The organism is Ferrovibrio sp. GW821-FHT12D07, from assembly GCF_058807275.1.
Map to the genome: position 1 here is coordinate 357957 of NZ_JBXAQN010000001.1, position 12143 is coordinate 370099.

General features: G+C 65.2%; 13 protein-coding genes. 7 read left to right on the forward strand and 6 right to left on the reverse strand.

What is annotated here, in order from left to right:
* Positions 1 to 9: 9 nt before the first annotated feature.
* The 3 genes from AC1RRE_RS01810 to AC1RRE_RS01820 are packed head-to-tail and all read left to right on the forward strand — an operon-like array spanning position 10 to position 1871.
* Positions 10 to 441, forward strand: a complete 432-nt coding sequence (locus tag AC1RRE_RS01810) for a low affinity iron permease family protein (protein ID WP_492979342.1) — start codon at positions 10 to 12, stop codon at positions 439 to 441.
* 3 nt (positions 442 to 444) lie between these two features.
* Positions 445 to 1593: a DNA topoisomerase IB gene (locus AC1RRE_RS01815; protein ID WP_492979343.1), complete on the forward strand. Its 1149-nt coding sequence runs from the start codon at positions 445 to 447 to the stop codon at positions 1591 to 1593.
* 53 nt (positions 1594 to 1646) lie between these two features.
* A complete protein-coding gene (locus AC1RRE_RS01820; RefSeq protein ID WP_492979344.1) occupies positions 1647 to 1871 on the forward strand; it encodes a hypothetical protein in 225 nt (74 codons plus the stop codon).
* Positions 1872 to 1971: 100 nt separating this feature from the next.
* On the opposite strand, the gene AC1RRE_RS01825 is transcribed toward AC1RRE_RS01820, so the two are convergent.
* On the reverse strand, positions 1972 to 2997 hold the full coding sequence (locus AC1RRE_RS01825; protein WP_492979345.1) for an LLM class flavin-dependent oxidoreductase: 1026 nt from the start codon (positions 2995 to 2997) through the stop codon (positions 1972 to 1974).
* Between the two features lie 50 nt (positions 2998 to 3047).
* Positions 3048 to 3203: a hypothetical protein gene (locus AC1RRE_RS01830; RefSeq protein ID WP_492979346.1), complete on the reverse strand. Its 156-nt coding sequence runs from the start codon at positions 3201 to 3203 to the stop codon at positions 3048 to 3050.
* A 125-nt stretch (positions 3204 to 3328) separates the two neighbouring features.
* Here AC1RRE_RS01830 and AC1RRE_RS01835 point away from each other — a divergent pair, with 125 nt between their 5' ends.
* Positions 3329 to 3982 carry a ferritin-like domain-containing protein gene (locus tag AC1RRE_RS01835; protein ID WP_492979347.1) on the forward strand — a complete coding sequence of 218 codons (654 nt, stop codon included), beginning with the start codon at positions 3329 to 3331 and terminating at the stop codon, positions 3980 to 3982.
* Positions 3983 to 4343: 361 nt separating this feature from the next.
* Here the strand turns inward: AC1RRE_RS01835 and AC1RRE_RS01840 are convergent, their stop codons facing one another.
* A complete protein-coding gene (locus AC1RRE_RS01840; RefSeq protein WP_492972325.1) occupies positions 4344 to 4523 on the reverse strand; it encodes a DUF1328 family protein in 180 nt (59 codons plus the stop codon).
* Between the two features lie 196 nt (positions 4524 to 4719).
* Positions 4720 to 5691 carry a Gfo/Idh/MocA family protein gene (locus AC1RRE_RS01845; protein WP_492979348.1) on the reverse strand — a complete coding sequence of 324 codons (972 nt, stop codon included), beginning with the start codon at positions 5689 to 5691 and terminating at the stop codon, positions 4720 to 4722.
* A gap of 322 nt (positions 5692 to 6013) precedes the next feature.
* Here AC1RRE_RS01845 and AC1RRE_RS01850 point away from each other — a divergent pair, with 322 nt between their 5' ends.
* The 3 genes from AC1RRE_RS01850 (at position 6014) to AC1RRE_RS01860 (ending at position 9111) form a co-directional block, all read left to right on the forward strand.
* Positions 6014 to 8107, forward strand: coding sequence for a methyl-accepting chemotaxis protein (locus tag AC1RRE_RS01850; protein WP_492979349.1), 2094 nt, complete (start codon positions 6014 to 6016; stop codon positions 8105 to 8107).
* A gap of 1 nt (position 8108) precedes the next feature.
* Positions 8109 to 8573, forward strand: coding sequence for a chemotaxis protein CheW (locus AC1RRE_RS01855; protein WP_492979350.1), 465 nt, complete (start codon positions 8109 to 8111; stop codon positions 8571 to 8573).
* 124 nt (positions 8574 to 8697) lie between these two features.
* Positions 8698 to 9111 (forward strand): MAPEG family protein, encoded by a 414-nt coding sequence (locus tag AC1RRE_RS01860; protein WP_492979351.1) that lies wholly within the window; start codon positions 8698 to 8700, stop codon positions 9109 to 9111.
* Positions 9112 to 9143: 32 nt separating this feature from the next.
* On the opposite strand, the gene AC1RRE_RS01865 is transcribed toward AC1RRE_RS01860, so the two are convergent.
* Together AC1RRE_RS01865 and AC1RRE_RS01870 are read right to left on the reverse strand one after the other, a co-directional pair.
* Positions 9144 to 10403, reverse strand: coding sequence for a glycoside hydrolase family 2 TIM barrel-domain containing protein (locus AC1RRE_RS01865; RefSeq protein WP_492979352.1), 1260 nt, complete (start codon positions 10401 to 10403; stop codon positions 9144 to 9146).
* Between the two features lie 89 nt (positions 10404 to 10492).
* Positions 10493 to 12094 (reverse strand): MDR family MFS transporter, encoded by a 1602-nt coding sequence (locus AC1RRE_RS01870; protein ID WP_492979353.1) that lies wholly within the window; start codon positions 12092 to 12094, stop codon positions 10493 to 10495.
* Between the last annotated feature and the right edge of the window lie 49 nt (positions 12095 to 12143).

Genomic DNA, 12143 nt, shown 5'->3' on the forward strand with positions numbered 1-12143 from the left:
AGGTTTGTCATGGCCGCAAAGCCGCAGAATACCTCGCCCGCGAAAGGCGGCGCCGGCCTGTGGTTCACCCGCTTCGCCAGCCGCGCCGCGCATGTCGCCGGCACGCCCTGGGTTTTCGCCATCGCGGTGCTGAGCATCGTGGTCTGGGCTGCGCTCGGGCCTGTCGCCGGCTTCTCCGAGGTCTGGCAGCTCACCGTCAACACCGGCACGACGATCATCACCTTCCTGATGGTCTTCCTGATCCAGAACACCCAGAACCGCGACTCCGTCGCCATGCAGGTCAAGCTGGACGAGCTGATCCGCGCCAACGCAAAAGCCCATAATTCCCTGCTCGATCTGGAAGAGCTGACCGAAGACGAGCTGGAGAAATTCCGCGCCACCTACGAAAAGCTGGCCGAGCGCGCGCGCAGGACCCGGCCGATCAGCGACAGGAAGGGCTGACCCATGCTGTCGCCGCTCACGCCCCAGGATGCCGCCGCCGAAGCAGGCTTGCGCTATGTCAGCGACGCGATGCCCGGTATCGCGCGTCGCCGCAGCGGCAAGGGCTTTGCCTATCGCACGGCGGACGGCGAAGCCCTGCGTTGCGCCCTGACCCTGCAGCGGATTCGCGCGCTGGTCATTCCGCCGGCCTGGACGCAGGTGTGGATCTGCCCGCGCGACACCGGGCATATCCAGGCCACGGGGCGCGATGCGCGCGGCCGCAAGCAGTATATCTACCATCCCGATTTCCGCAGTTTGCGCGAGACCGGCAAATACGAGGCCCTGCCGGCTTTCGCGAAACTGCTGCCCGGCATCCGGGCGCGGGTGGCGCAGGACATGGCGCTGCCCGGCCTGCCGCGCGACAAGGTGCTGGCCACCATCGTGCATCTGCTGGAAACCACGCTGATTCGCATCGGCAATGCCGATTATGCCGCCCAGAACGGCAGCCATGGACTGACCACACTGGGCCGCCGCCATGTGAAGATCGAACGCGGCGTGCTGCGCTTCCGCTTCATGGGCAAGAGCGGCAAGAGCTGGGACCTGCAGCTGCATGACCGACGCGTGCTGAAGATCATCCGTGCCTGTCAGGAGCTGCCGGGGCAGGAGCTGTTTCTCTATCGCGACGATGACGGCGGCGTGGCCAGCGTCAGCTCCGCCGATGTGAATGACTATCTGCGCCAGATCAGCCAGGGCAGCGAGATCACCGCCAAGGACTTTCGCACCTGGGCCGGCACCGTGCTGGCGGCGCTGACCCTGCAGGCTTTCCCCGCACCGTCGAGCCAGCGCGTCGCCAACCGCAACCTGCGCGCGGCGCTCACGCAGGTCAGTCACAAACTCGGCAACACGGTGGCGATCTGCCGCAAATGCTACATCCATCCCATCGTGATCGAACGCTACCTCAGCGGTCGTCATCGCATGGCGATTCCCGCCGTCACGCCAGCCGATACCGCCGGTCTGCGACCGGAAGAATGGGCAGTGCTGCGTCACATTTCCGGTAAACCGCGCAAAACCGCAAACCGCGTCAAAAATAATCGCAGCGGAACTCCACCGCGATCACAGCGTTTATCCAACGGACGAGTATATCCTTCAGCACCCCAGACTTCCGCGTCATAGACCGAAGACCTGAATTGTTACTCAGGCCGACGGACAAAAAGGAGTGCCTCCCCATGCAAACGCAGATTCAGGTTCTTGACTGGACCGTCGATGCCGCCGCCAAGATCGTCGAAAACGACGATTACATCGTGTCGATGTATGACAATGCCGAAGGCGACTACGACGTCGCCTATATCCGCGCCAAGCGCCTGCAGTCCGACACGGTCGAGCGCGCGACCCGCGCCACCGCCATGCGCGAAGCGCGCGTGGCCTTTACGCTGGCCATGCGCGGGCGCTGAACAGTTTCTCCATGGAAGACCACAACGGCCACCGAAAGGTGGCCGTTTCTTTTTCGCGAAAGCCTGGGGCCACCGAAAGGTGGCCGTTTCTTTTTTGGGCTCAGGCCGCAGCGGCCTTTTCAGCCAGGCCGAATTCCTGCGCCAGCAGTTCGTAAGAGCGACGCTTCACATCCTGGCTGTGGGTCCAGGTCAGGATCACCACTTCGTCGAGCTGCATCTGCGCCGCATACAGGCGCAGCTTCTGCGCCACCTGCTTGGCCGAACCGGCGAAGCTGCGCTGCCACAGCGCCTCGACTTCGGTTTCCTCGGCCGGTGTGAAGGCCGGCACGTCATCGGGCGCCAGCAAGGGGCCCAGTTTTCCCTGATTGCGATCGAGCCGCCAGCGCGCCCGGGTGCGGAACAGATGGCGCGCCTCGTCTTCGGTATCGGCGGCCAGCGCCCAGATGCAGAGATTGGCGCGCGGCGTATCACCGAAAGCCGAAGCTTTGAAATTGCGGCGATAGAGCTCCAGCGCCTGGTCGGCGCCGCGCCCGTCGGTGATGAAATGCGCAAACGAGTATGGCAGGCCGAAATGGGCCGCCAGCTGCGCGCCGTAATCGGACGAGCCCAGCATCCACATCGCCGGCGCCGAGCCTTGCGTCATCGGATGGGCCGCCACACTGCGGAAGCTGTGGCCCTCGGGCAGCTCCAGCCCGTGCATCCAGTGCAGCAGGTCCCGCACCTGCGCCGGGAAGCCGTCGCCGCCATCGCTGTGCGGATTGAGCGCATAGGCGGTGCGGCCGTCCGAGCCCGGCGCGCGGCCGACACCCAGATCGATGCGGTTTGGCGCCAACGCATCCAGGATGCGGAACTGCTCGGCCACATGCAGCGCGGAATAATGCGGTAGCATCACGCCGGCCGAGCCAAGGCGGATGCGCTCGGTGCGCATGGCCAAAGCCGCCAGCAGCACCTCGGGGGCAGTGCCGACGATGCTGGCGTGATTATGGTGTTCGGAGACCCAGAAGCGGCTGTAGCCCAGCACCTCGCAATGCTGCGCCAGCGCGATGGTATCGCGGATGGCGGCATCTTCGGTCTTGCCGACGGAAACGGTGGATTGGTCCAGAACGGACAGGCTGAGATCGGGCATGCACGGCATCTAGCGCAGCCATGCGCGGCCGGCAACCGCCAAAAACCAGGCTAAAGGCTGAACAGCGCCACCAGAATGCCGCCGATGACGAAGGCCATGCCGACATAGACCCAGATGCCGGCGGTCTGGCGCTGCTCATGCGCGGTCTCGGGCGGCAGCACGTCGCCCTCGATCACCTGCTTGTCCCGTGCCTCGGTGAGGTTCATGTCACTGTCCTCCCTGCAGTTGCAGGGAATCAAACCCTGCCCGGCGCTTGCGGTTCCGGGGAACAGTCCGTCTGCGCCGGGGTTTACCTTGATCTACCCACCAATGGAACGGAAAGGAGGCCTTGATGGCAGAGGTACGGTCCATTGAATCCCGCCATGAGGCGCGCGGCGGCACGATTGGCCCGCTGACGCCGGCCGACAAACGGGTGGTCGAGCTGATCGCCCTGCTGAGCCAGCGCTGTCATGATTCCCATGAAGGCTACCGCAAGGCGGCCGAACAGACCCATGACGACGATCTGGCCTATGAGTTCGAGCAGATGGCCGAGGAACGGCGCGCCATGGCGACCGATATCGACAATGCGCTGCGTGGCCTGGGCAGGGAGCCCCCGGAAGGCAGTTCCTCGCTGGGCGCGCTGCACCGGCTGTTCGTCGGTGCGAAGTCCATTCTGTCGCGCAACGACCGCAAGGCGATCCTGGAGGAAGTGGCGCGCGGCGAGAGCGCATTCGAGGAAACCTATGACGAGGTGCTGGTTATGGACTTGCCCTATGATCTGCGTCGCATGCTGCAGGGCCAGCATCGCTCGGCCAAACGCGCCCGCGACTATTATGCCAGCCTCGCCAGCAGCACGCCGGACGAGTTGCGGCACGGCATCGCCACCACGGTGAACGGCGTCATTGCCGCGGCGAAGCAGCGCCCGATGCTGGTGACCGGCGTGGCGGTTGTGGCCGGCGCGCTGTTTGCGGCCGCCATCGCCGGCAGACGCTACAAGCGCTGGTAAAGATGCGCATGCAGCAGGTTCCGGTCGATCCGCCGATGGAGCCCGGCATCCCGCCGCCCTTGAAGGAACCGCCGCCCAGTCCAGATTTACCTGGGCAGGAACCGGAAGAGCCATCGGAGAAATTTCCGCCGCTCAATCCACCCATCCCTGAAAAGCTCTAGAGAAGCGCCCGCCGTAAAACGCGGGCGCTTTTTTGCCCGTCTCTGGCGCAGGCAAAAAAATAGCGGATACCGAAGCATCCGCCGAGTTGGGGGGAAGGACCTACAGAGGAAGAAAGAACGCGTACTGTAGAAAGTCTGCCGGCCCCGGATGAGGGGGGATTCACCCGAGACCGGCGATGTGGCTTAAGCGGGGGGACGCACTAAGCCAGCGGGGGACGGCGCCCAGTGATGAGATGCGCGATCAGGCTGACCACGAAGACCACCAGGAAGATGAAGAACAGAATCTGCGCGATGCTGGCCGAAGCGGCGGCAATGCCGCCGAAGCCGAACAGGCCGGCGACCAGCGCGAGAATGAAGAAAATCAGGGCCCAATAGAGCATGGTCTTACTCCTCTTTTGCGCCCTCCGCAGATCGTCCTGAAGCAGGGCAGACCTCGTGGCGGGCAGTCGCAAAAGAAACGGAGGCTCCAGGCTTTGGTTTCACCCGGACACGGGAGAAAACCGGGAGAAAGCTGTGACCAGCCAGTCACAGCGCCGGCAAGGGATCCCAGCTATATTCGGCGATTTACCGGCGTTTTCAGCCCAGCAACAGGGTTTCCACCACGCGCTGCACCTCGGCCGCCTCATTCAAGGAGGCCAGATCCTGCGGCTCGCCACGGGTCAGCGCCGCCACCTTGTCGAGCTGCCGCTTCAGCACCAGCGGCCGCATCTTTTCATTGGGCAGGGCATCCGGCGCCTCGCGCCAGCTGCCGTCACTGTCGAGCTTTTCCGCCACCGACCAGTCGCGCAGACGAATGCGGCCCTTTGGCCCGATGATGGTGAAGAGATTGTGGTCGGGCTTGTCTGTCTTGCCGACGCTGCCATCCAGCGTCACCGGCACCGTGCCGGCCAGCATGGCGCCGGCGATGGCGCGTTCCGACTTGCCGGCGTCCGGATAGGCGACGCTGTGCGACTTCAACTGCAGCGGCCCGAACAGGCGGCGTGCCAGGAACAGGAAATGCGACCCGACCTCGCGCGCGAAACCGCCCTGGGCGCGTGCATCCAGCCAGTTCACCGCATCGACCTGCCAGGGCCGCGGCCAGGCGGCGAAGCCGATCTCGATCTCGATGCGCTCGACCGGACCAGTGACACCATCTTTCATCCAGGCGCGCAGCTGGTCGACCGCGAAGGAAGACGCGAAGGGGAAATTGACGCCGCCACGCGCCGCAGTCTTCTCGGCCTCTTTCACAAAGGCGTCGGCGTCGGCGATATCGACGGCCAGCGGCTTCTCGCAGAAGACCGCCTTGCCAGCGGCGAAGGCAGTGCGCGCATAGCCCAGATGCGAAGCTGGCGGCGAGGCGATGTACAGGCAGTCGCAGGCAGCAATTGTGTTTGCGGCCGAGGACAGCCGCGATATCTGGGGCAGATCGGCGGCCAGGCGCTGCATCGCGGCCTCGGACGGATCCCAGACGCCGGCAACGGTGAGCACAGCGGGATCGTGATGGATGGCCGCGCGCAACAGCCGCTCGCCCATGATGCCGTAACCGATGATGCCCAGACGAACTGACATGATTAAGCCCCTGAATGAAAACGCGGCGCATTATAGGCATCCGGTCATGCGCCGCCAGAAGCACCATATGGTCCGGTTTATCCATGCAGCGGTTGCATAGCCGGAGAGCAATATTCGCAAGTGCATATCACGAGGTCTTGAGCCATAAGGGCTACGCCGCGTGACACCCCCCGTCATGCGGCACTTTTCCGCGGGAAGGAAAAGTCTCAGGTCTGTGCCGCGCAGATGCATTGATACCGGCGTCGCGCAAAAGGCACGCACCTCCTGACAATCTGGCAATCGCAATCCGCCCGGCTGTGCTGGCGCGGCACAGGAGACGTTCATGCGCTTGGTCCCGCGGCTGAAAATCGGCCCCCGTATCTATCTCGTCATCGCCATCATGGCGGCCCTCACCATCGGCATCGGCTGGATGGGCGTGTTCTCGATGGACCGCTACGAAACCCAGAGCAACCAGATGTCGTCCCTGGCCGAGCGCGCGCTGATCAGCGAACGCATCCTGGGCCGCATCATCGCCACCCGCGCCATCACGCTGGACATTTACATGGCCACCAGCGGCACCGAGCTGACCAAGCATATCGAGGCGATGGACGCCGAGATCACCGAGATGGAAAAGACCCTGACCTACTGGGAAGGGCTGCTGCCGGATGAAACCAAGAAGACCTTCAACGAGAACATCAAGGATCCGCTGAAGATGTATTTCGCCAACCGCCGCACCCTGGCGCTGGTGGCGATGGAAGGCGGCTCGGAAGCCGCCAAGTCGATCGGCCGCCAGCCGGAAGTGCTCAAGCAGCGCGACGCCGTGATCGCCACCCTGCGCGGCGCTGCCGAGCGCAACGCCAAGGCGGTCGACACCATGAACGACCAGCTCACCGACTTCTACCAGGTGCAGCGGCCGACGATGATCATCTCCACTGCTGCCGGCCTGCTCGCCGCCATCGTGCTGGCGGCGCTGATCGTCATCCTCACCATCACCCGGCCGATCACCCGCATCACCGGCACCATGCGCAAGCTGGCCGATGGCGATCTCGCCGTTGAAGTGAATGGCGCTGCACGCCATGACGAGATCGGCGCCATGGCCAAGACCGTGCAGGTCTTCAAGGACAACATGGTTGCCCGTGCCGAAGCCGAGGCCCAGATCGAGGCCGACCGCCAGAAGCAGACGGCAGAACGCGAGGCCCGCGAGGCCCGCGAGCGCGCCGCCATCGCCGAGATCTCCGATCTTTGCGACAAGATCGCCACCGGCGATCTCGAGACCCGCCTCAATGAGACGGACAAGGACGGCTTCCTGCTCACCATGAGCCAGAAGCTGAACGGCCTGGCCGGCATGCTGCAGTCGATGACCGGCGAACTGGCCACCATCACCACGGCGCTGGCCGATGGCGATGTGACCAAGAATGTCGAAGGCAACTATGCCGGCGTGTTCGGCACGCTGAAAGACAGCGTCAACCGCATGGCCGTGACGCTGAAGGATTTCGCCAGCCGTCTGCGCGGTGCGTCTTCCGCCGTGCGCGATGCCTCGGGTGAAATCTCTGCGGGCAGCCAGGATCTGGCCCAGCGCACGGAAAGCCAGGCGGCTTCCATCGAGGAGACCGCTGCCTCGATGCATGAAATTACGGCAACCGTGAAGCAGAACGCCGACAACGCCCAGGCCGCCAACCAGCTCGCCTCGGTGGCGCGCGGCACGGCCGAGAAGGGCGGCAGCGTGGTGCGCGATGCCGTCACCGCCATGAACGGCATCGAAGCCAGTGCGCAGAAGATCAGCGACATCGTCGGCCTGATCGACGAGATCGCCTTCCAGACCAACCTGCTGGCGCTCAACGCCAGCGTGGAAGCGGCACGCGCCGGTGAAGCCGGCAAGGGCTTTGCCGTCGTCGCCCAAGAAGTGCGGTCGCTCGCGCAGCGTTCGGCCTCGGCGTCGAAGGACATCAAGAGCCTGATCCAGGAGTCGAATGCGCAGGTGCGCAGCGGCGCGGCGCTCGTGCAGCAGACCGGCAGTTCGCTGGACGAGATCGTCAACGCCGTGAAGAAGGTGGCCGATATCGTCGCCGAGATCGCGGCGGCGAGCCGCGAGCAGGCCACCGGCCTCGACCAGATCAACACCGCCGTCGCCAGCATGGACGAGACCACCCAGCGCAACGGCGCGCTGGTGGAGGAAACCTCGGCTGCCGCGCAGGCGCTGTCGGGTCAGGCGCAGGAACTGGCGCAGCTGGTCGGCTTCTTCCGGACCGGAAATGACAAGGCCGGCCATGAAGCCAACGATGCCAAGCCCGCGCCGGTCGCAACGGTCAAGCCGGCGCAAAAGCCGGCCGCGCCGAAAGCCGCAGTGAAAGCGGCGCCTGCACCGAAGGCGAAGCTGCATGCCGTCGCCGGCAACACCGCCCTGAAGACGGACGACGACACCTGGGAGGAATTCTGAGATGAGCGACCGCAAGGACTTTCTGACCTTCGCCATCTCCGGCCAGGATTACGGCGTTGATATCCTGAGCGTGCGCGAGATTCGCGGCTGGACGCGGGAAACCCCGCTGCCCAACGCCCCGTCAAGCGTTCGCGGCATCATCAACCTGCGCGGCCAGGTCATCCCGATCTTCGACCTGCGCATCCGCCTGAATGCCGATGCCACCGCGCCGACCGCGAAGAATGTGGTGATCGTGGTGGAGGCCGCCGCCGGCTTCTACGGCCTGCTGGTTGATGCGGTCTCTGACATCGTCACGCTGGAAGACAGCGAGCTGCAGCCGGTGCCCGCCACCGCGCTGGATATCTCGCAGAGCTTCCTGACCGCGCTGGCTGCGCGCGAGGAGCGCATGGTGTCGCTGATCGATCTCGACCGTCTGGTCGAGATCGGCCAGGTCGCCGACATGCCGCTGCTGGAAAACGCCGCCTGAGACAGCCGTCGTCGCCCGGAAGACAAGGATGGCTTGATCGTTCTGCCGAATCTTTTTCCCTAAACGCCGTGAGGCTGGATGCGGCATGTGCCCGCATCCAGAATGGCTGTATAGGGAGCTCGACATGCCGATCCTGATTCAAACCCTTCTCGCCTTCGCCGCATGGACCCTCGTGGTCCTGCTGATCGGGGTTGGCGCGCGCCGATGGACCCTGATCCTCAGCGGGCGCGCCCCGATCAATTCCTTCACACCCGATGTGCCGCAGGGCACGCCCGGCTATCGCCGCGCCATGCGCGCGCATGTCAATTGCGTGGAAAACCTTCCGGTGTTCGGCGCGGTGGTGCTGAGCGCGATGGCGCTCGGTCTTCAGTCGCCGACCCTGGACAAGCTGGCGATCGCCTTCATGGCGTTCCGCGTGCTGCAGTCGCTGGTGCATATGCTGCTGGAAGAAACGCAACTCGCCGTCAGCCTGCGCTTCGGCTTCTTCCTGGCGCAGATCATCTGTGTCTTCACGATGATCGGCGTGATGCTGACCTGATACGGCCCGCTTTTACGTGATGCGGCCTGGTCTTACTTGATTCGGAATGGCAGATTCGCCGTGCCGGCCGCGCCCTTGCCGTCGCGCACGGTGACGAACAGGCGGTAGTTGCCCGGCTGCAGCCCCGCGATCACCGCGCCTCTCGGGCCCGGCTCGCGCACCGCCTGCGGGAAGACCGGCGGCACCTGTTCGGCATCGCCTGCGGTTTTCAGATCGGTGCTTTCCGCCATCACCTGCCAGACCACGCCATACTGGTCGCCGTCCGGATCCTCGACCGCGAGTTCGGCGCGGCCGACCTGATCCTTGTTCCATTCATCGCCCTGCGGGAAACGGAACATCGCGATGCGCGGCGCGCGGTTGCCCTGCGGCGTGTTGCCGCCCCAGGCCGCCGCCATTGCTTCTGCAACACGCCCATACTCACCGCCCTGCAACAGCAGGCTGTGCCAGGTCGGCGTCACTTCCTGCTTCTGGCCCCAGTAGAACACGATCTGGCCCTGCACCTGCGGCTGCAGCGCCGTGAACCAGCGCGACATCATTGCCGCCTTCTCGTCGCTGCTCGGCTCGATCGCCGCGCCCCAGGCGGTGCGCCGGGCCTGCCACTGACCCAGCGGGCCCATTTCGGTGACGATCAGCGGACCGCGCCAGCCTTGCGCATGCACGCGCGACGGCAGTGACGGCAGCGCCTCGCCATAGGAGTTCACGCCCAGCACCTGGATGCTGGGGGCATGCTTGCGCAGCTTGACGATCTTGTCGGTGCCGGTCTCGGCCAGGATCGCCATGGTCGGATGATTGGGATCGAGACGGCGCACCACGCGCGCGGCTTCCTCGATGGCGGGCCAGACGTCGCTGTCGTCCTTCAGATCGGACTCGATCTCGTTGCCGATGCCCCACATCAGCAGGGCGGGATGATTCTTGTGGCGATTGACGAACTCGGTGAGCTTCTGCAGCTGCGGCCCGACCTGCGAGAGATCGCGATAGCTGAAGCCGCGGCGCGGATGCTCCATCCAGAAGCCGGCGATCACCATCAGGCCGGCCTTCTGCGCCTCGTCCAGCACGAAGCCGGTCTCGTCGCCATAGGTGCGCACCGTGGTGGCGCCCAGCTGCTTGAGCAGGCCGAAACGGCTCTGGCCGGCAGCCCCCACGGCCACGAAGGGCTTACCGTCGACCAGGATGGCGTTACGGTCGACCACCACATTGGCGGCGCGCGCCCCGGAAATGACAGCCGGAGCGGCCATGCCCAGCAGGGCGGCGGCGGTCAGGCAGAGAAGAGAGAGCGGGCGGGAAAACAGCATGGCGGAGACTCATGCCCAGATGCGCCGCCGCATGCAAGCACCTTTGGGGTGCTATCCGGCAAAACCGCGATTTCCCGGATCAGTCTTGGTCAGTCCGCCGGCACACCGACGCTGTTGCTGGCGGCGGCGACGGGATCGGCTTTGGCGCCATCGGCCGGACCGGAGCGCAACGGGGTTTCGCGCAGGCGGAAGATCACCGCCAGGGCAACGGCCGCCACCGCCGCGCCGATCAGGAACACCGTCTGGAAGGCGCCGGCCAGGGCGGTCGCCACGCCCTCGCGCAGGGGTAGCGGCGTGGCCGCCAGTGCACTCGTGCCGGCGCGCAGCAGGCGCACGGCCGGCGCCGCGCCCAGCAGTTCATGACCCGGCAGTTCGCCGATGAGCTGGTTCATGCGGCCGATCAGCACCGCGCCAAACAGGGCCACGCCGAACGAGCCGCCCATCGAGCGGAAGAAGGACACCGAAGCCGTGCCGACGCCAAGGTCACGATGTTCGACCGTGTTCTGCACCGCCATCAGCATGATCGGCATGAACAGGCCGACGCCGTAGCCAGACATCGCCATGAAGATGGCGGTGAGCCAGAGCGGCGTCGCGGCCGTGACGGTGGAGAGCAGCAGCATCGCCGTCAGCACGAAGCCCAGACCGATCAGCGGAAAGCGCTTGTAGCGGCCGGTGCGGCTGGCGATCTGGCCCGCCGTGATGGCGCCGGCGACAGACGTGCAGGTGAGCGGGATCAGCATCAGGCCGGCATCGCCCGCCGTCATCTGGTAGACCATCTGCAGCAGCAGCGGCATGTAGACCAGGCTGCCGATCATCACCATGGCCAGCAGCGTGCTGGCACCCATAGCGATGACATAGTCGGCATTGCGGAACAGGCGCGGCGGCAGGATCGGCTCGGGCGCGTGATGCTCCTGCCAGACGCTGGCCGCAAACAGCAGCAGCGCCGCGACGCCGAGGCCGGCAATCACCGGCGAACCCCACGCGACCTCGTTGCCGCCCATGGTGGTGATCAGCAGGATGCAGCAGACCGCCGAGACGATCAGCACCGCGCCGGCATAGTCGATCTTGTGACGCAGGCGTTTGACCGGCAGGCGCTTCAACGTCTTCTGCGCCATCAGCAGCGCACCCAGACCGAAGGGCAGGTTGATCCAGAAAATCCAGGCCCAGCCCCAGTGTTCGGTGAACAGGCCGCCCAGCACCGGGCCGGCGACGCTGGCCACTGCAAACACGCTGGCGATGTAGCCCTGATAGCGGCCGCGTTCGCGCGGGCTGACCACATCGGCGATGGTGGCATGCGCCATCGCCAGCAGGCCGCCGCCGCCCAGGCCTTGCAGCGCACGATAGAGCACCAGCTCCTTCATCGTCGTCGCCAGGCCGCAGAGCAGCGAGGTGATCAGGAAGATGGTGATGGCCACCTGCAGCATGCGTTTGCGGCCATAGAGATCGGACAGCTTGCCATAGATCGGCGTCGCCGCCGTGGAGGTGAGCAGATAGGCCGAGACCACCCAGCTCAGATGCTCGGCATCGCGCAGGTCGGCGGCGATGCCAGGCAGTGCGGTGGCGACAATGGTCTGCTCCAGCGCCGCCAGGAACATGCCGAGCATCAGCCCGAACAGGATGACGATCTTTTCCTGGTGGCTGAAATAGACGGGACCCGCATGCGGATCGGTGGATGGCGTCTGGCTGGTCATGATCGACGTGAGGCTGCGCGGCGCATGAAAAGCTGCGCCGCAAGGAAAA

What these genes read in the sequence shown, in the direction of transcription:
- AC1RRE_RS01810 (WP_492979342.1), top strand. Translation starts at nt 10, where the DNA reads ATGGCCGCAAAGCCGCAGAATACCTCGCCCGCGAAAGGCGGCGCCGGC.
- AC1RRE_RS01815 (WP_492979343.1), top strand. Translation starts at nt 445, where the DNA reads ATGCTGTCGCCGCTCACGCCCCAGGATGCCGCCGCCGAAGCAGGCTTG.
- AC1RRE_RS01820 (WP_492979344.1), top strand. Translation starts at nt 1,647, where the DNA reads ATGCAAACGCAGATTCAGGTTCTTGACTGGACCGTCGATGCCGCCGCC.
- AC1RRE_RS01825 (WP_492979345.1), bottom strand. Translation starts at nt 2,997, where the DNA reads ATGCCCGATCTCAGCCTGTCCGTTCTGGACCAATCCACCGTTTCCGTC.
- AC1RRE_RS01830 (WP_492979346.1), bottom strand. Translation starts at nt 3,203, where the DNA reads ATGAACCTCACCGAGGCACGGGACAAGCAGGTGATCGAGGGCGACGTG.
- AC1RRE_RS01835 (WP_492979347.1), top strand. Translation starts at nt 3,329, where the DNA reads ATGGCAGAGGTACGGTCCATTGAATCCCGCCATGAGGCGCGCGGCGGC.
- AC1RRE_RS01840 (WP_492972325.1), bottom strand. Translation starts at nt 4,523, where the DNA reads ATGCTCTATTGGGCCCTGATTTTCTTCATTCTCGCGCTGGTCGCCGGC.
- AC1RRE_RS01845 (WP_492979348.1), bottom strand. Translation starts at nt 5,691, where the DNA reads ATGTCAGTTCGTCTGGGCATCATCGGTTACGGCATCATGGGCGAGCGG.
- AC1RRE_RS01850 (WP_492979349.1), top strand. Translation starts at nt 6,014, where the DNA reads ATGCGCTTGGTCCCGCGGCTGAAAATCGGCCCCCGTATCTATCTCGTC.
- AC1RRE_RS01855 (WP_492979350.1), top strand. Translation starts at nt 8,109, where the DNA reads ATGAGCGACCGCAAGGACTTTCTGACCTTCGCCATCTCCGGCCAGGAT.
- AC1RRE_RS01860 (WP_492979351.1), top strand. Translation starts at nt 8,698, where the DNA reads ATGCCGATCCTGATTCAAACCCTTCTCGCCTTCGCCGCATGGACCCTC.
- AC1RRE_RS01865 (WP_492979352.1), bottom strand. Translation starts at nt 10,403, where the DNA reads ATGCTGTTTTCCCGCCCGCTCTCTCTTCTCTGCCTGACCGCCGCCGCC.
- AC1RRE_RS01870 (WP_492979353.1), bottom strand. Translation starts at nt 12,094, where the DNA reads ATGACCAGCCAGACGCCATCCACCGATCCGCATGCGGGTCCCGTCTAT.